Origin of the sequence: Paenibacillus hubeiensis (genome assembly GCF_032334105.1) — a bacterium.
In the GTDB taxonomy this organism is placed as follows: Bacteria; Bacillota; Bacilli; order Paenibacillales; family Paenibacillaceae; genus Paenibacillus; species Paenibacillus hubeiensis.
The window spans coordinates 173,512-191,856 of the sequence record NZ_JAVYAE020000003.1; the positions used below are offsets into that span (position 1 = coordinate 173,512).

Below are 18,345 nucleotides of genomic sequence, written 5' to 3' on the forward strand. Positions count from 1 at the left end.
ACGCATTCCCTATGTTCTTACTTGTTCATAAAGTTCATATATTTGAACGGACAAGTTAGAACAGGAGGACCAGAGCAATGGACAAGTCGTCGCTCATGATGCAAACGGGAATGCGGCTTGGCGCCATCGCGTTGACCAAAGCCATAGGGTTTACAGGCAGAGTAGCGTTAACAAGGATGATCGGTGCTGAAGGGATCGGCCTCTTTCAGATTGCTTATGCTTATTTCGGATTTGTGCTTATGCTGATCACAGGCGGCTTCCCTACATCGCTAGCGTTATACACTGCCAGAACGAAACATCAAGGATGGACATGGTTTAAGCGGCTGGCGGTTCTGCTTATGATCGGCGGAGCCCTCGCCTTCTTGCTGACCCTTGCGTTTACAGCAGAGCTTTCGCATGTTATGGGAAGCGCAGACAGCTACTTTTTTATTCGCGCATTGGCGCCAGCTTTTGTTGTTGTTCCGCCCCTTGCCCTGCTGCGGGGATATCTCCAGGGTATGGAACATTATCAAGCGGTAGCCTTTTCCGAGGTAGCTGAGCAGTTGGTCAGAATAGCAATGATGTTAACATTATGCTTTCTCCTGTTACCTAAAGGTGCGCACTATGCCGGCGGGATGAGTATGATGGGGACGACATTGGGGGGAATTGCCGCTTTTGTCATTCTGCTTGCCTTTACTGCAAGGAATACTGCTGAAATCGGCTCTCCGTTCTCCCCGTCGGGGACGGATAAAAAATGGTTCCTTCAGAGTTCTTTCGCGATTTGTCTGACTCGTCTGCTCATACCGTTTTCAGACATGATCGATGCCATTATTATACCTGCAAGGCTTCAGAGCGCCGGGTATTCCGTCAACCAAGCTACCGCCCTTTTTGGTTTGCTGACAGGTATGGCCCTTCTTGTCGCTTATATGCCGACTATTGTTACAGCGGCGATCTCCCATACTATGACCATGAAACTTTCGGCAAGCTGGGAAAAACAACAGGAAAACCTCTTTCAGGCATACAGTTTCAAAGCCATCCGATATGCATGGAATTGGGGCTTGGTATCCAGCCTCTTTTTTTGGATATATTCAAGAGAGCTTTCATTGTTATTGTTTAATTCTACAGATGCCGCCCAGTTGATCCAATGGCTGTCCCCAATCCCGTTAATTGTCGGCCTAAGAGAAATCACGACCAGCATTCTATGGGCTCAGGACCGAAGAAAAATCACGTTCATCAGCACAGCAGTCAGCATCGCTTTTGCCGTATGCTGCCACTACATACTTATTCCCTACCTGCATTTGAACGGAGCCGTGGTTGGCATTCTGCTTATGGAGCTGATCGTCCTCTCAGCCAATGTCTTTGCGCTCAGAAGGCTGCTGAAATGCACATTCTGGAGCAAAATGGCTGTATGGGGCTTCGTCATATTATTCATCGGCATACCGCTGGGCTATTCGTCCCGGATGGCCGCACATACCTTTTTCCCGGGTACTCCCGGGGAAGTAACAGCAATGGTATTGTATGGTGTCTGCCTCCTCGTTTTGCTGCAAATGGTTAAACCGTTAGGATGAACCATAGGATGAACCAAATGAAAAGGAGCCGACGCATAAAGTTGGCTCCTGCTTGGGCGTTAACCCAAATAAATGATATCCAATTCATTACAAGCCCATATCATCGGCAAGCGTTTCAACTCCGGTGAAGATGGAATCTCCATAGCCCCAGAAATTGTTGAAATCAATAACGTAAATTTTCTTGTTTTTGACTGCATTAACGCTTTGTACCTGCTTGTTGGCTAACAGTTTTTCAATCGTTTGCTGCGGGTCGATGCCACCGGCATATTTAGAAATAATCATGACATCCGGATTAATTTCGATTAATTTCTCCAAGCTGAGCGTGCCTGTTTCGTTAATAAGCATATTATGCATATTTATTAATGACATCGCACTCTCAATAAACGTATCTCCGTTTCCATTGTAAATGCCGATGGTTCCATCCCCATTATCAAAGAAAGATGCATAGTTGATCGGTTCGGCGCTTGCTCTCGCTTTGAGTGCATTCTCGCGAACTTTAAGCTTCTCAACATATGCTGCTGCATTTGCCTGTACGTTAAAGATTTCGCCTAGCTGAGCAATATCCTCATATAGACTATCTAGCGATGCATCCGTCACGCTGGTCCGCTGCACATACGTTTTGATACCCATTTCATTCAAGCTGCTTACCGTGCCAACGCCCCAGTCGGCATCCTCAAACAATCCGCCACGTCCCATGACCAGATCGGGGGAAGCGCCGATCGTTACTTCCTTGCCAACATAACTATCAGCCAATACAGGGATTTTCTTAAACTCCTCAGCAATGTCTTCAGGGACACTACCGAACAGCGCTGCCACGCCGACAATCTTGTCGGTCAAACCGAGGCGAATCAACAGTTCGGCAGCACCTTGCGTATTCGCAACAACTCGTTCGGGTGCCTTTTCAAAGATTTGTTCGTTGGCCACCCATGCACCGTTCTCTGTTTTATAGTTTGAAACGGTTAGCGGGTACGCTGTTTGGGCCGCATCCGAACCATTCCCGCTCGTTTTTTCCTCATCCGCTGCAGCTTTTGCAGAGCTATTCGTCGATGCTTGCTGTGAGCTGCTGCTTTCAGCATCGCTGCTGCCATTATTGCTGGAGCAGGCTGCAAGCACAAAAACCATTACAGCCATTAAACTAATGAACATTCCTTGTTTGATCCTTCCCGACATTTCAATCCTCTCCTCTTTTATTTACCGACATTATGTATAGCAATCATTGTCAGTATACCGTAAATGTCGAAGTTCGTAAATGAGAATTATAATCATTCTCAAGGTTGAATAAGTGACTTACTTTTGATATGTTAAATCAAAGCGAGGCGTTCTACCTTCAACCTCCTTAAATAAAAACGTAAAGGTGATCAGGATGTCAGTAATTATTGCAACAGACGATTTAGAGCTCCCCTGCCCTAACTGTAACGGAGAAAAATATGTTGTTCTCAATGACGAAAAAGAACCTTGTTCTAAATGTGACGGCAAAGGCGTCATTTTAACAGCGTTGGGACAAACATTGCTTCATTTTATCAAAAAACACGCTTAGCTTTGGTTAAGGCAACCAATAATTTGGATAGAACGTACAGCTTGTACTTGGTAAGCAATTAACAACAATGAAGGAGTCCATTTATACTTACTACAACGGAATATTACACCTAAAATCACTTGGAGATGTGGACTTTTGTGGAGACAAATCTCCATTTTCGCCACACAAAGGCCTTATACAGGACATTTGTGTGTTTTTTTTGCATTCAAAAACAGGAGAAGACGCTGAAGGTGTAGTTGCGGTACTTCGCCCTGACTAAACGAAATCCGATGAAACCCTCATTAACTTGTCACCCCGTCATATGTTAGAACCCAGTACTTCTCCCCCGGCTTTCCTTCTTCAACAACTTTCCTCCAACCGCATTTTTCATAAAAATTCATCGCTTTGTGATTTTCGGACACACATTTCAATGTTACAGGCGTACCCATTTTCTCTATGGCCTTCTTGAGCAACTGAGCGCCAACCCCTTTGCCGGCAAAATCGGGGTGTACAAACAAATTATGAATAAAACGATCAGGCAAATATAAGGAAGCAAATCCAAGAATTTGCGAATGTTCCTCAGCTAACAGGATATGTTCTTCGACGGTATCCCGATCGAAATCATTTAATCCCATCTCTTCTGCATTCGCCCAGTGAAAGCTTTTGCGACGTGATTCAAGATATATTCGTCTTAACTGCGGATAGTCTGTGTTACTCGCTTCTCTGATAATAATAAGATTCATCCCCTAACCCAAAATAAGTTGTTAACGACAGAGCTTTTCAGCTTTTTTCCATCATGACATAGTTAAAGCAAATTTCCAACAGGGTTACTGTAATTCACATCGCTTCTCATAGAGGCAAACACATTGCTCGCCGCTTTATCAACCGGCAAAAACACCCCGATTTATGCAGTGACACGGTAATCGAGTATAAAAAAGAAAAAACAAGCTGTCTTGAGGCAGCTTGTTTCTGTGATGATCGAATATACCTAAAAATCAAGATCAGACTGGGCATGTTGAGGGACATCCTGCGAAACCTTTTTAACGAGTACAAAATAAGTGATGATTGCAACAATACTGGTCCCCAATAAAGTCAGACCCAACGGAACCGCAGTGTCCTCGCCTGCCACCCCAACCAAAGGAGCGACCAATGCACCTAACAGGAAAGGAACGACCCCAAGCAATGCTGCAGCGCTTCCGGCACTTTTGGCTTGGCTTTCCATAGCCAGCGGGAATGCCGCAGTTGACGTAATACCAATCGAACACACAAAGCAGAACAATGGAATGACCAAAGCGAAAAGCGGGCCATGAACGATGGTTACGACCAGTGCGGCAACGCTTGACGCCAGGGCAACCCACAGTCCGGATAGCAGCAAAGTCTGCTCTGGTATACGTTGTGACATCCGCCCCACGATTTGCGAGCCGATCATCAAGCTGATGCCGTTCGATGCGAATAATATGGCAAATACAGTGGGCGTAACGCCATAAATATTTTGATATATAAAAGGCGTTCCCGCTACATAGGCAAAGACTCCGGCCGTCATGATGCCTTGAGCCAGCATGTAGCCGACAAACTTGCGATCACGCAGAAGCTGTCCGTAACTACGCAGCTGTTGTTTGAAGTTGGGGGCCACACGTCGTTCGGGTGGATTCGACTCCTTCAAAGCCCATTTGGTCATCGCTAATAAGAAAATGCCTAGAATAGCCAGTGAAATAAACACGCCCACCCAAGTCGTAAATGAAAGAACTCCACTGCCGGCGATCGGGGCAGCCAACGGCCCCAGATTGCCTACAAGCACAAGCAAAGAAAAGAATTTGGTGAGTTCATGTCCGCTGTACAAGTCACGAGCGATTGCGCGAGAAATGACGATACCAGCCGAAGCTGAAAATCCCTGAGTAAAACGAAACAGAATCAACAGCCCGATATTCGGGGAATAGGCGCACGCTACGGAACAAATGATGTAGGCAGCCATGCAAATCAGCAGCGGTGTACGTCTGCCATAAGCATCGCTCAAAGGACCCATAACAAGCTGTCCCACAGCCAGGCCCAATAAACAGGCAGTAAGACTGAACTGAACCAGAGAAGCGCTTGTATTAAGATTTTCGGCAATCTCGGGAAATGCCGGTAAATACATATCGATGGTAAACGGGCCTAACGTCGAAAATAAACCCAGCAGCAATGCCAGGCCAGCCACATTCCATTTATGGTTGGTTGTCATTAATGATTAAATCTCCAATTCCTCTTATGTTTTTAATAACTGCAGCTAATTTGTTCGGAATTCTAGGATGACTGACCTCCTTCTGCTCCTCGGCTTTCTATTGAAATTGAAATTTTGCAGCTCTCTATGCCCCTTCTTGCCAAGCTCCATCATAATCGCCAAATGATCATGAATCAAGTACAAATCCAATATGATTATCCTCCTTTTAAATTGAAGCGTGCTTTGGAACAGCCTCGATCTGACGGCAAGTGTTAAGAAAATGTATATATCCATCAACTATACTTAAAGGATCATTGTCTCTGGGGAAGGTTTGTTGTTCTCTTGGACGTGTCTGTTACATGAAAGTATGTTTATCCTGGAGGTGCTTTTCGAATGCACACAATGTATGTCAGAGATTTTAATGCTCCACCCAAAAATGACACCAAATGCCTGGACCTGCAATCTTTTAAGGAAGTAGATACCCGCGGAATCGATGGCAATGCATTCATCCGTGGCTTTTATATGAATTTCGAGAACGGCTTTACCGGCATTGTTGGCACGAAGGACGGACCGATGTATTTCTGGAGGGAAAAGTTTTACCTTCTAAGGAAGGGAAATTTTTCGTTCGGTTTGGAAAACAAAGGAATAAAGCAGCGTTTTACGTTCGAATGGAAGAACATGTATCAACATAGTGTCATGTACTCCTACTCGATCGGCAAAAACAGGCTTAGCAATGACTTTTTTTATTGGCTTGCACAGGCAGCACTGCAGGATAAATTCTTTCGCTTTTATGCCCCGCGTGCCAGTCAAAAATATGAGCAGATTATTGAGTCGCTCTCTGTCGATTATAAAAAAGTGTATACCTGAGTCCAACTGCATAAAGAAAAAGGCATTGCAGATTCATATGGGGGTCTATTAGAGTGAACATGGAAGAAGTTTTGAAAAGGCGGCTGGAAAAACAGAAGCAGCTGTTCAAGCAATTAGGCATAGGCATGGACGCCCAGCATATTCACGAAAAACAGTTTGATTATAAGCTGCGCGGTTATGATACCGAGGCGGTAGACCGGTTCCTTGACGAAGTCGTCAAGGATTATGAGCGTTTCTATGCACACATCGCGGACCTGATGGATAAACAAAAAGAGCATGAAGAGCAGATTCGATCTTTGAAGGAATCCGGAGAGCAGGAATGGCGTCAACATTTCATTGAGCGGAAGCAGCTTGAAGATGTCATTGAACAGCTCGAATTCAGTGTTCGCCAGTTGAGTCGATTAACGAAATCATAACGACGATCACCCTTTGAAAAGGGTGTTTTTTTATTTTCAGCCCCTTTTCCCTGATCTTGTAGAAATCCAAGTGAAAGCTGTAATATACTTATCACCGAAATACGATGGTACGGCACGTACAGGAGGAATTTATGCAGCATTATTATAGATCGCTTCACAATGCGGCTGTTCAAGGAGGCATCTCGCCCCGAGAGTGGGAATGGTTCGTGCAGCGGACTACGATCAGACATATCCCTAGCGGCTTCACCATCATTCAAGCTGATGAAGAAGTGAATGATGCCTATTATTGCGTGCAGGGATTATTTCGGCTGTACTATGCGCTGCGTGACGGAAAGGATTTCAACGTTGCCTTTACGTTGGAGGACGACTATGCCACATCCTATGGTGCAATGGTGACGGGCTCGAAATCACTATTCAACATCGAGGCCTTGGAGGATTCTGTAGTTATTGAAATTCCCTATGATACGTTAAAGCTGCTTATGGATCGAAGTCACATGTGGGAAAGATTTATTAGAAAGGCCGTGGAACGGTTGTACATTCGCAAAGAAGAGCGGGAGAAGGAACTGTTATGTCTGTCAGCGTTGGAACGGTACCATGCTTTTTTGGCAAAGTATCCCGGCTTGGAACACAGAATCCCCCAATATCATATTGCCTCTTATATCGGCGTCTCCCCCGTATCTCTCAGCCGCTTGCTTCATGGATAAACTGGATTAACCTATGTTAATGCCGAACGAATCGGGTCAGGGTACAATGGGTTGGCAGCAAAGCGAAAACATAGTTGAGCGAGGAGAATGAATATGCGACAAATGATGATTGTATTATTGGAGTTCTACCCAACCTGGTTGGCGCTGCCGCGGGAGGAGCGAAGAACATTTGCGGGTGGCTTGCAAGAGATCATATCCAAGTACAGTCCATCTGTGCAAGTGAGGTTTTTTGATGCGGAAGCTCTGCCTGGCAAGGATTTTACTGATTTTGTAGTGTGCGAGACCGAGGACTTGAAGCAATATCACTATATGTGGGAGGAAATTCGGGATTCGGAGCCGTATACCAAAGGATATATGAAAATTAAAGACGTTATTATGGGCATAGAGAATGCGTATCAGGCCTATGAAACGGAAGCACTGCAACTGCCAGAGACGGAAGTCTGAACTGCAGGTAATCGTTGATATTCGGCACACGTACTGGCCCTCATCTAGGGTTAAGTACGTGTCCGCAACATCAGAAAGCTGCTCCATCAGCCATCTTTAATCCGAGATCCCACTCAACAGACTAAGATGTTGATTTTTTGATATGAGAAACAATTCGTTCTGCATCGTATTTTACCCAGCCTATAAGTGCTGATCCCCTGGCTGTTTGCCAAGGTAATCCGACAAAGTAAAGGCCATCGATCGGTGATACTCCCTCGTTATGTACAGCCTCACCATTGGAGTTAAGTGCTCCCTCAATATCCATCCATGAGGCGTAATTTTGTTTAAATCCCGTAGCCCAAATCACATTATCCACAACGAGTTCGTTCCGGTCCTCGAAAATGACGCGTTGTCCTTCAACATGCAATGTCCGAGGGTACACACGGACTTTCCCCTTATGCACGAGTTTTTTTAAATCGTATCCATAAACGTATTCAGGTTGTTTGCGCAACCACGCTCCCCTAAAGGTATCCGCACCCGCTCGGAGAATCCCGAGTTTTTCAAAATACCAGAATATGCTTCGTTTCATAATATAAAGAGGTTTGTACTTTATTGTTCCGGAAATCGATATGGCCACGGATTGTTTGGCATGCAATGCAATCTCTGCCGCGATTTGTGCTCCTGAATTACCGCCGCCTACAACGAGTGTGCTGCCTGGTGATAGCTGTAAAGGATTTTTGTACTCAGAGGAGTGGAATTGAATTACATTTTCGGGTAACTGTTTTGAAAAATCAGGGATGTTTGCCCTATGAAAAGGTCCTGTGGCAATGACGATACTCCGGGCCTCAAACAGGCCTTTTGTTGTTTCAAGGTAAAAAATGCCGTCTTTTTTCCACAACCGTCTGGCGAGAACATTCAAAACGACGGGAAGTTTAAAAAAAGCTGCATAATCTTCCAGATAGTCCGCTATTTCATTTTTGCTTGGGAGCGTATTTTTATGGCCATGAAGCGGCAGTCCCGGTAACGCGTCATATGCTCTCGGAGTAAACAATTGCAAAGATTCGTACCGATTACGCCAAGAATCGCCTATGGAGGATCCTGCATCGATCATTAAATAATTCAGCCCGGCCTCCTTTAAATAGTAGCCGGTTGCTAAACCCGCCTGCCCTGCTCCAACAACCAATACATCATACATCATCATCATCCTTTTTCATAAATATATGATCAACTATTCATATATTATAAAATCTTGCTCCTCATTTGACAACACCATCGGTTGTGCAATCAGGTAATGCTTCATGCTCTTGAAACTCTTGTTGATTAAGGATGGGAAATAGTGAACATAATATCCGGATGGCAGCAAATTAATTTATTAATTTCCAAATGGAGGTAGATCGTTTGAAAGGGGCAAATGTTGCGTTTCTGTCTGTCCTGAGCAACGCCTTTGTCGTTTTATCCAAATTCGTTGTTGGACTTTTGACGGGGTCGGTGGCCATTATTTCCGAGGCGATCCATTCTGCTTTGGATTTGGCGGCTTCCCTCATTGCATTTTTTTCGATCCGTATTTCCGGACGCACCGCAGATCAACAGCATCCCTATGGACATGGCAAAGTAGAGAACGTCTCAGGAACCATCGAAACCATACTCATTTTTGTGGCTGGCATCTGGATCATCTATGAGTGTGTTCATAAAATCATCCATCCGAGTCCCGTAGAACTTCCCTATTTAGGAATCATTGTTATGCTAATTGGAGCCGGCATCAATTATTGGGTTTCGCGAAAGCTCAAAAAAACAGCGGCAGAAATGAATTCAGTCGCCATGAAATCAAATGCACTGCACTTACTTACGGATGTTTTCACCTCCCTAGGAGTAGCGTTTAGCTTATTGCTCGTTACGATCACAGGCTGGCATATATTGGATCCGGTCATTGGGATTATTCTGGCGTTCTATATCATGCGAGAAGCTTACAAATTGATGAAAGAATCCTTCCCACCACTGATCGATGCCCGATTGTCCGAAGAGGAGGAAGAGAACATCCTTCACATTATTCAATCGTTCGAGGAAAAATACATCGAGGTTCATAACTTTCGTACCCGGCGATCCGGTCCGGAGGAGATTATTGATTTTCACCTTGTCGTCCCGTCTACCATGAGCGTGATCACTTCCCATCAACTTTCCGATGAAATGGAGCAGGCCATTAAACAAGTTTTTCATCGTGCCCAAATTTTGATTCATATTGAACCCGAGCATGAACGGATGAAGAAAAAACAGAGTCATTGAAAAAATTCGGATAATCCGGAAACGATACGAATGGTCACATTCCCAAGTTTTCACCATATACTATCGTAATCTTTCTCACCAGAAAAAGCTGAATCAGGATACTCACCCGTTTACCTCCAGTTCCAAGCAATTTGGAGGCTGGAACATTTATACTGTCGTTATTTTTAACTGATTATGTTCCGGACAGAACTTCCTCTTGCTTATGTATCTTGTCCAGCTTGAACGTGACCACGGTTTCAGTAACCTTCATATCTTCAGTAGTTGCCGGCACCGGGATATTCTTACCAGACTTTGAGGGTTTGGCTTCGGTAACGGAGAGAGCAGCGGGCGATATGTTCTAGCTTTTTCGCCCCGCCGCTCTCCAGCCCCCGATCATTCAGACTATCTTTTCGAATAAATAGACTTATTGACCGGATAAAAGACATAATCTTTTATTTTTATGCAGACATAAACTATATTGAGAATCGGAATTAAGGAGTCAGTTTCAGAATGGTCACAGTGGTATTTAGATTGTTATGCAACTGTACAGGAGTTGCATTCGCATTTACCAGCTGGATCGTCGTCGGAACCGTTGTGACCGTAATAATAACTTCAGCAGATATAGGGCCTCCTCCATCACCTGTGAAAGGCACGGGGGTTACGGGCGTTCCATTCACTGTGAGGTTGAAATCAGCATCGCCCTGATTATGAATGGTGAAAGAGATCAGGTAGCTTCCTGTTTCGTTGATGGTGATCGTCGGGGATGGCGGCACGAAGGTAAATGCACCTCCAACATTAGCCAAAACGCCGGTTAAAGTTATGGGCGAGTTTCCTGGAACGGTGTCTGTACCTGTGCCCGGATCTGCCCGGAAAACGCTCAGGAAATCGGATATTCCGGCTCCAGTAGGGCCGGCAGGACCGGCAGGGCCTGTTGCTCCGGCAGGGCCGGCGGGGCCTGTTGCTCCAGCAGGGCCGACGGGGCCGACAGGACCGACGGGGCCAGGAAGTCCTTGCGGGCCGGCAGGGCCTGGTATCCCTTGTGCGCCAGTGGCCCCGATTGGACCTATCGGACCTATAGGTCCTTGCGGGCCAGGAACCCCTTGTGCGCCTTGCGGTGCATTAACAACAATTTTTGGTCTAACTTTTACCACCTTAACCTTAGCACAATGCACATGTTTTTTTAATTTACGTTTACCAATAAATTTCCCATGACGTTTTATCAATGAACTCACCTCCGTGATATTTCTCCACATACTATGTGTAAAAATCACGGGGGGGCATAGACAATTAACTATAATTCTGATAATTACAGGCCCATTATGGGAATAGTTGTCTATATTAAACCACCCCCGCCTTCTAGGCGGGGGCTTTTTGGTAACAACCCGGACTTATCCCGGATGGGGTACGTCGAGGCAGCGGTTTGGGCTTATGAACCAAAAGCCTCCGCTTCCCTGCAGTTTGACGTTTCTTTAGACGGTTCTCGGTCAACAAATTTAAAAAGCAGGTGATTCAATCCGTTTGCACCGGCAGCACCCCGGTCGCTTCCAGTTGGCCAAGCAAGACTTTCGTTCCGGCTGCCGTATTCGGCTCCTGCTTCCCGTAAACGGCAAGCGCGGAGCGCACGTTTTGCAAATAGACCATCTCGTATGGGTTCCCTAGCGATAACAACGTGTAACGCTTATTCCGCTTGTTCATCTCGTCGATCAAGGATTGAACCTCATTCCATCCGAACTGACTGGCCACATTGCGGAATTGGTAGGAGGCCAGAATAACGTAATCAGCCTTATTGATCGCTTGCATGGCAGCGTTGGTTTGTCCTTGGTCGATCACGGAAATTTCCGTTTTGAAGGACAAGTCATCTGTGGCTTGCTTCAGTTGTTTCTCCAGCTGTTTTGCCTGCTCTTCCTCGGCTGCAACGATCACAACGCGGTCGCCCTGATGGATCGGGTCCGGATGTAAACCGTCGCGGCTCGCCAATAAGGTGACAGCTTTTTCTGCAATTTTCCGCTCCACCGTGCGATGCTCCTCTGTTCCGATGACCTGTTTAAGGTCGGCTAACTTTTGGGCAAGGCTTGGGCCAGGTTCGAACAAACCATATTTCGATTTCAGCTCCAAAATTCGTTTAACGGACGCATGGATGGTTTGGGTCGGGATCGTCCCGTCCTTCACCGCGTTCACCAGCGTCTGATGAGCGGCTTCCGAATCTTGCGGCATCAGGATGATATCCACGCCTGCAGAGACGGCGCGTTCCACCGCTTTATTTTCCCCGAAATGCGCTGCAATGGCCTTCATGGTGAAGGCATCGGAAATGATGAGACCCTCATATCCCATCTCTTCGCGAAGTAACCCGGTGAGCACTTTTTTTGGATAATGTGGCAGGGATCGGCACACGGCTTCCGTCTTTGAGCGAAGTGACCTGTTCATTATCGATCGCAGGAAAAGCAATATGCGCAGTCATGATCAAATCCACCCCATTCTCGATCGCAGCCTGGAACGGTTTCAGTTCCACCGCATCAAGCCGTTCCCGATGATGCGTCAACACAGGCATTCCGAGATGGGAATCCACCGTTGTATCGCCATGGCCCGGAAAATGCTTGACTGCCGCGATCACGCCCGATTGACGCAGTCCCTTGATCGTTGCGAGACCAAACCGCGTCACCAAATCCGCACTCGAGCCGAACGAACGCATGCCGATGATCGGATTGTCCGGGTTGCTGTTTATGTCGAGCACGGGCGCAAAGTTGAGGTTCAGTCCGAGCGCCTTCAGCTCTTCTCCTGTCAGCTGTCCGGCCGCTTCGGCCAGTGCCGCATCCCCTGTGGCGCCAAGGGCCATTTGCCCCGGCAGATTCGTCCCGCCAGGAATTCGTTTTATGACGCCGCCTTCTTGGTCGATACCTAGAAACAACGGAATGTCGCCTGCTTCGTTTTGCAGATTGTGCGTGAATGTTGTGACCTGTTTAGCGTCTACAATATTTTTATCGAAAAGTATCAAACCGCCCAAATCTTGGTCGTGGATGGTGTGTTCCAGCCCTTCATTCACGCTCGTCGTTGCTTTGTCATTCCATTGCCGAACGTCAGGCATGAGCATTTGGCCGACCTGCTCGCTCACGGTCATATATGAAATCAACTTGTCCCAATCTTGTGCCCGAATAGCTGCTTCACGTTCAAACCGAATCACGCGCGACATAAATACGGCAAACTCCGCACGCGTGACCGTACGATTCGGACGATAGGTTCCATCCGCATATCCGCCGACCAAACCGTTCGAGCTCATGATGAGAATCGGCGCTGCGGCCCAGTGCTTTTCCGTATCCGACCAATTGGCAGGCTGCTTGCCTTCGACGAGTAAATATGCGCGTGTAAGGAATGCCGCCGTCTCTGCGCGGCTAAGAGGTGCATCCGGATGGAAGGTTCCGTCTGGAAACCCGCTGGCAAGCCCGTTTTTGGCCGCGATGGCGATTTCCCGGTAAAAGGGGTGTGTTGGCGGAACATCTCCATATGTCGTACTCTGCACCGGCTTCTCAAGCTGCTGCGAATAAAGCTCCCGTACCATAAAAGTGACCGCTTGCGCCCTTGTCACAGGCGCTGCGGGCTTGAATTTCCCATTGCCGTATCCGGCCACGGTTCCCCGTTTAGCCATATATTCAATACCGTCTTCGGCCCACTTCGAATGCTGCAGATCGGTAAAGCGCTCGTTCGCAGCCACGCTTCCTGCCCATAAAAACATGGAGCCGAGTACGGCACCGATGATCGTCAACCGTTTGATATGCATCTGTTTCACTCCCGTTGATGTTCTCTATTTATGCTCAATAGACGCTGTTGAACCGATTTTGTTGCGTTCAGCCATTTTGCCATTCCGAACACTTGACTGTGGCGGCGGCTTCAAAGATAATTAAAGTTTCACTATAAATATCCAAATAGGATGATTTTCATTTGGAAAAGAGGTGATCGTTATGAATTGGTTAAATGAACTCTATACTTCACAGAAGCGGGAGCCGAAAAAGGACCTCGAGCGCTCGTTGGTTGAAGCCATCTTCCGAGTGTATGACCGGTTTCCCCGAATGGGCCTCCGAGAGCGGGTCGGGCAGCAGGATATGTCACTGGATATAGCTGATGCTTATATTAATGGACGCAACGCCATGATTGAAGCCGGGGTTGGTATCGGCAAGTCCTTCGGATATCTCATTCCCGGCCTGCTCATTAATCAGGTATCGCGCCAACCGATTATTATCGCAACATCCTCCATTCAGCTTTCGGAACAGATACATAAAGACCTTAGGATCATCGGCAGCCGGTTAGGCTTTACAACGGTTCGCTCTGTCGTAGGGAAAGGCATGGGCCAGTATGCCTGCCGAAACAGGGCAGCGGAATTATTCAACCCTGATGATCCAGGCTCCCCCTTCTCTACCCTTGCACAGCGTGTATTAAATTTTGAGATTGACGAAAGAGCGGATATAAAGGGCGGCATTCGTGATGCCGAATGGTCCAATGTTTCCGTGAACGATTGCAAATTCGAACGCTGCCATCATAAAAATGGCTGCTTATTTTACGATATGCGTGCCAAAATCAATGCAAGGGTAAATGAAATCGATTTTATAATCGTGAATCAGGACCTGCTCATCCGGGATTTGATGAAGAAAAAAGAAGGAACCCGAGGCCTTATTACGGAACGGCCGGCTCTGATTGTCATTGATGAAGCTCATAATCTGGAAGCCAAAGTTAGAGACGCACGAACTCTGGAGTTCACTTTTCGAGGAATCTGCCGCATTCTGGACGATACTGTGCAATTGCTCATGAAGAAATCCGGGGATAAAAGCCTTCTTTCGCAATCCAAATTTCTGAAAAAATGCGTTGAACGCATTTTCAAACAGATCGGCACGGACTTGCTCCGTGCGGCCAAACAGGACAGCGACCGGATCAAAGTATCCGAGATCAAAGAAACGCCGTTGACTCGAGTCTCGCATGTGTTGAAAGACCTGAGTCTCAGCCTATCGGTTTTGACCTCCCGCAACGAACGTGAGATCGATGACGTTTATGAAGCCATGAACGGGCTTATCTCCCTCATCGATGTTCTGGCTGGAGCGGAGGACAACTATCTCATATGGGCAAGCAAACCTCTGCAGGAAGCCACGGTCAGCATCTGTCCCAAAGATATTAGCCAGTTTCTGAAACATACTTTATTTCACGGCAAAACTTCAGTGATCCTCACGTCTGCAACGATGTGCCAGGGCGGGGAAACGCTGGAAGAACAATACTCTTATTTGACGCAATCGCTTGGTTACAGGGGGGATTATATGGACCGCAAACCATCCCCTTTCGATTACACCAATCATGCCATAATGTACATTTCGAACCATGTTCCGCACTATCATTATGATCGGCGTGAAATTTACCTTGAATCAGCCTACAAAGAAATGGTCAAACTCTGTAATCTGACGCAAGGACGAACATTGGTCCTTTTTTCAGCCAAGGAAGACATGAAGTATATTCACAAGAAACTGATGTCGAGTGCCAATACGCATGCATGGGCAGTGCATGTTCAAAAAGAGGGATCTTCCCAGGACGGCGTGATCGCTGAATTTCGGGCAAGCAAAGGTGTGCTTCTGAGTACCGGTGTTTTCTGGGAAGGCGTGAATATCGAAGGCTCCGACCTGTCGCAGGTCATTATTTTCCGGCTGCCCTTTCCCGTTCCGTCGGATCCCATTTATGAATATAAGTCATTGGTGGCGGAGAATCCGTTCATGGACGTATTTGTGCCGGACATGCTTCTTCGGTTACGGCAAGGAAGTGGACGTTTGATTCGCAGCGAAACGGATCTTGGCGTACTTAGCATCCTCGATTCGCGTCTCAGCGGAGCGGCAAAAAAAAATTACCGGGAACAGGTGCTGGAAACGTTGCCGTTTAAGAACGTGACCGAGGATTTTTCGGTTCTGAAGAGGTTTGTCCAACAAAAGGGCATAAAACGCCGTGTTTGAGATGGGAACAAACCTGCTAAATTTGCCTGTATCGTTATACGCCGGAGGGTTCTGACTTGCAAACGTTGAAAATACCGCCAAGCAGGCGATGGCATAGCGAAGATAAAGATCATCCTCGGAGGGCGACCACAATTGGGGGAATTGAGAAAAGACACATGATAAAGAGGGCCGCTTTAGAGAGCAACCCTCTTGTTTTTCCGGTCCACCTCGAATGGTAAGATTGGCTATTCCTTCGTTGTGCCGATCGTAATCTGCTCATCCGCGGCAAAATTTTCAACATAACCGCTTTTCTCGTAAAAATGGATGGCATTCTGCTGGACGCCTGCTCGCGTGTAGAACGGATCGCCAGCAACGAGTGGAAGCTTGACATTCTCTCCGGTGCTCGCCGATTTGTAAATGGCCATAATCAGTTCCAACGTACTGCGGCCGCTACTGCCGTCAATCAAAGGCGGTTCCCCTGACTCGATGGCATGCAAGACATTGTCGATTTGGGCGGAATGCCCCTCGTACGGCAAATTCGGTAAACGGTCGTATGCTTGTTGAAGCTGCTCTTCGAGTTCGGCATTCTTTTCCGGAAAACCATTGGGTCTGGACAATGAAGCGGTGATTTTCCAAGGCGCAGAGATTCGGGCATCCCGTCCTTGGAAGATGAACTGCTGCTGTTCGCCATGATGGATGACCGAACTCGTAATTTGTCCCAATGCACCATTCGGATAACGAAGCATCGCAATGGATAAATCTTCGACTTCCGCATTGTCGTGCGCCACATTGCTCATGAACGCTTGAACTTGATCGGGGCGTCCCATCATCCATAGCAAAGCATCAATATGATGCACCGCATGGTTCAGCGTGCAACCTCCTCCTTCTTTTTCCCATGTACCACGCCACCAGAGATCGTAGTAGCAATGACCGCGCCACCAGAAGGAATCGACCTGAGCATGCAGGATCGGACCGGCAAGTCCGGTATCCAGCATTTGTTTCAGTTTCATGATCGGATTGGTGAACCGATTCTGCGCCACAACCGACAGTATTTTGCCGCTTTTCTGCGCTGCTTCGATCATGAGATCGCATTCCTCCAGGGAAGATGCCATCGGCTTTTCCACCAGGACATGACTGCCTGCATTCAGAAAATCCACCGTAACCGGTGCATGCGCATAAGGAGGTAAACAGACCGAAATCAGATCGATTTCCTTATCAAGCAGTTCTCTGTAATCGCTAACAACTTTGGCGTTCAATCCAAACTCGTTTTTCTTCGCTTCGGCCTTTTCAGGATACATATCGCACAGGGCCACAATTTCGCATCGTTCCTTAAATTGCAAATAACTGTTGATATGCGCGTTGGCAATGGCTCCTGCGCCTATAATCGCAATCTTTAACATGGTGAATCCCTCCTCTTACCCCATTGATGTCTTCAACAAAATAGTACCTTAGGGAGAGGGTTCATTGTGATCCTGTAATGTGGATAAAATAACGCTATATTGCTGTTTTTGGAACGCTTCGTTATAGTGAACTCATGGAAATATAAACCGTGCAAAGCGAGGTAATCCGATGTGCGATATGATCTCTACGATTTCAATAAACACTCCATTCATTTCGCGTATAGACGCAAAAGCGCAAACAACGAAACGTTCCATTCCCATTTAGGTATTGAATTGTTACTTATCCATGAAGGAAGCGGAACAATGATCGTGAATAACCGAAGCTATGAGATTAAACCGGGCATGCTTTGCATTTTTCAGCCTTTTCAGCTTCATCATCTCAAATTGGACTACTCGAATAACCGATGTTTTGAACGGTCTTTGGCCGTTTTCGAACCCTCCATGTTTGAAGCCTACTTCGAGAAATGGCCTGTTTTACATGCTTTCTTTAAGCATATTTATTTAGGGAAACTCCCCTCCCCCTGCCTCTACGACCTGAGCGATCAGCATATCTTGGTGCATCAATTTAAAAACTTTCAGGAGCGTATACCTTATTTGGACGAATCGAATCGTACGGAGGAAATTTCACTGTTTCTTGTAAATTTCTTTCATCATCTCAAACCGTTATGGAATGACTTTGAGGGAAATTCGGCAGCTTCTCCTGCGGGACGCAAAAACCACCAGGTCGAGCGCATCCTGAACTGGATCGAAAAAAACTACCATGTACCCTATCGCTTGCACGATCTGGCTCAATCGCTGCACCTTTCTTCCTATCACCTTTCGCATTTATTCAAAGAAGCAACCGGAGTCAGCATATCGCAATATATTGCTGCTCGCAGGATTCATCAGTCTGTTCAATTGCTGACGACGACAAACAAACCGATCGCGCTCATTGCCGAGGAAATCGGTTTGACCAATGTGTCGTATTTCTGCAAATTATTCAAAGAACAGATGGACGTCACGCCCCATCAGTACCGTAAAAGGTGGGTCGACCATTCGTTTCGTCTGGAATAAACGTAACCC

At 46.8% G+C, this 18,345-nt stretch carries 17 protein-coding genes and 1 pseudogene; 10 read left to right on the forward strand and 8 right to left on the reverse strand.

What is annotated here, in order from left to right; translation table 11 throughout:
* Positions 1–77 precede the first annotated feature (77 nt).
* Complete coding sequence (locus RSX24_RS10885; RefSeq protein WP_343260581.1) at positions 78–1,547, forward strand: oligosaccharide flippase family protein; 1,470 nt, start codon at positions 78–80, stop codon at positions 1,545–1,547.
* Positions 1,548–1,634: 87 nt separating this feature from the next.
* Here the strand turns inward: RSX24_RS10885 and RSX24_RS10890 are convergent, their stop codons facing one another.
* Entirely contained in the window at positions 1,635–2,717 is a 1,083-nt protein-coding gene (locus RSX24_RS10890) for an ABC transporter substrate-binding protein (RefSeq protein ID WP_343260582.1), read from the reverse strand.
* Positions 2,718–2,910: 193 nt separating this feature from the next.
* On the opposite strand from RSX24_RS10890, the gene rtpA reads away from it, so the two are divergent.
* Complete coding sequence (rtpA, locus tag RSX24_RS10895) at positions 2,911–3,084, forward strand: anti-TRAP protein (protein WP_236414089.1); 174 nt, start codon at positions 2,911–2,913, stop codon at positions 3,082–3,084.
* Between the two features lie 281 nt (positions 3,085–3,365).
* On the opposite strand, the gene RSX24_RS10900 is transcribed toward rtpA, so the two are convergent.
* Positions 3,366–3,797, reverse strand: a complete 432-nt coding sequence (locus tag RSX24_RS10900; RefSeq protein ID WP_343260881.1) for a GNAT family N-acetyltransferase — start codon at positions 3,795–3,797, stop codon at positions 3,366–3,368.
* A gap of 254 nt (positions 3,798–4,051) precedes the next feature.
* Positions 4,052–5,281, reverse strand: a complete 1,230-nt coding sequence (locus RSX24_RS10905; protein ID WP_236414087.1) for a multidrug effflux MFS transporter — start codon at positions 5,279–5,281, stop codon at positions 4,052–4,054.
* A gap of 372 nt (positions 5,282–5,653) precedes the next feature.
* Here RSX24_RS10905 and RSX24_RS10910 point away from each other — a divergent pair, with 372 nt between their 5' ends.
* From RSX24_RS10910 to RSX24_RS10925, 4 genes are all read left to right on the forward strand, one after another.
* Positions 5,654–6,127, forward strand: a complete 474-nt coding sequence (locus RSX24_RS10910) for a hypothetical protein (RefSeq protein WP_236414085.1) — start codon at positions 5,654–5,656, stop codon at positions 6,125–6,127.
* A 59-nt stretch (positions 6,128–6,186) separates the two neighbouring features.
* On the forward strand, positions 6,187–6,543 hold the full coding sequence (locus RSX24_RS10915) for a DivIVA domain-containing protein (RefSeq protein WP_339278401.1): 357 nt from the start codon (positions 6,187–6,189) through the stop codon (positions 6,541–6,543).
* Positions 6,544–6,674: 131 nt separating this feature from the next.
* Positions 6,675–7,247, forward strand: coding sequence for a Crp/Fnr family transcriptional regulator (locus tag RSX24_RS10920; protein WP_343260583.1), 573 nt, complete (start codon positions 6,675–6,677; stop codon positions 7,245–7,247).
* A gap of 93 nt (positions 7,248–7,340) precedes the next feature.
* Complete coding sequence (locus RSX24_RS10925) at positions 7,341–7,691, forward strand: darcynin family protein (protein ID WP_236414083.1); 351 nt, start codon at positions 7,341–7,343, stop codon at positions 7,689–7,691.
* A 121-nt stretch (positions 7,692–7,812) separates the two neighbouring features.
* On the opposite strand, the gene RSX24_RS10930 is transcribed toward RSX24_RS10925, so the two are convergent.
* On the reverse strand, positions 7,813–8,865 hold the full coding sequence (locus tag RSX24_RS10930) for a flavin-containing monooxygenase (protein ID WP_343260584.1): 1,053 nt from the start codon (positions 8,863–8,865) through the stop codon (positions 7,813–7,815).
* 188 nt (positions 8,866–9,053) lie between these two features.
* Here RSX24_RS10930 and RSX24_RS10935 point away from each other — a divergent pair, with 188 nt between their 5' ends.
* On the forward strand, positions 9,054–9,950 hold the full coding sequence (locus tag RSX24_RS10935; protein WP_343260585.1) for a cation diffusion facilitator family transporter: 897 nt from the start codon (positions 9,054–9,056) through the stop codon (positions 9,948–9,950).
* Positions 9,951–10,420: 470 nt separating this feature from the next.
* On the opposite strand, the gene RSX24_RS10940 is transcribed toward RSX24_RS10935, so the two are convergent.
* The 3 genes from RSX24_RS10940 to RSX24_RS10950 form a co-directional block, all read right to left on the reverse strand.
* The gene (locus RSX24_RS10940) at positions 10,421–11,149 is read right to left on the reverse strand and encodes a collagen-like protein (protein WP_438286821.1); all 729 of its coding nucleotides are present in this window, start codon (positions 11,147–11,149) and stop codon (positions 10,421–10,423) included.
* A gap of 289 nt (positions 11,150–11,438) precedes the next feature.
* Positions 11,439–12,260: a glycoside hydrolase family 3 N-terminal domain-containing protein gene (locus tag RSX24_RS10945; protein ID WP_343260587.1), complete on the reverse strand. Its 822-nt coding sequence runs from the start codon at positions 12,258–12,260 to the stop codon at positions 11,439–11,441.
* Positions 12,250–13,701, reverse strand: a complete 1,452-nt coding sequence (locus RSX24_RS10950) for a glycoside hydrolase family 3 N-terminal domain-containing protein (protein ID WP_343260588.1) — start codon at positions 13,699–13,701, stop codon at positions 12,250–12,252. Before RSX24_RS10950 ends, RSX24_RS10945 begins: the two co-directional genes overlap by 11 nt.
* 181 nt (positions 13,702–13,882) lie before the next feature.
* Here RSX24_RS10950 and RSX24_RS10955 point away from each other — a divergent pair, with 181 nt between their 5' ends.
* Entirely contained in the window at positions 13,883–15,904 is a 2,022-nt protein-coding gene (locus RSX24_RS10955) for an ATP-dependent DNA helicase (protein ID WP_343260589.1), read from the forward strand.
* A 224-nt stretch (positions 15,905–16,128) separates the two neighbouring features.
* On the opposite strand, the gene RSX24_RS10960 is transcribed toward RSX24_RS10955, so the two are convergent.
* Positions 16,129–17,283, reverse strand: a complete 1,155-nt coding sequence (locus tag RSX24_RS10960) for a Gfo/Idh/MocA family protein (RefSeq protein ID WP_343260590.1) — start codon at positions 17,281–17,283, stop codon at positions 16,129–16,131.
* Between the two features lie 171 nt (positions 17,284–17,454).
* Between RSX24_RS10960 and RSX24_RS10965 the strand changes: the two are divergent.
* Positions 17,455–17,712: pseudogene (locus RSX24_RS10965) on the forward strand (AraC family ligand binding domain-containing protein); the annotation flags it as partial.
* Between the two features lie 165 nt (positions 17,713–17,877).
* On the forward strand, positions 17,878–18,336 hold the full coding sequence (locus tag RSX24_RS10970) for a helix-turn-helix transcriptional regulator (RefSeq protein WP_339278399.1): 459 nt from the start codon (positions 17,878–17,880) through the stop codon (positions 18,334–18,336).
* The last annotated feature ends 9 nt before the right edge of the window (positions 18,337–18,345 follow it).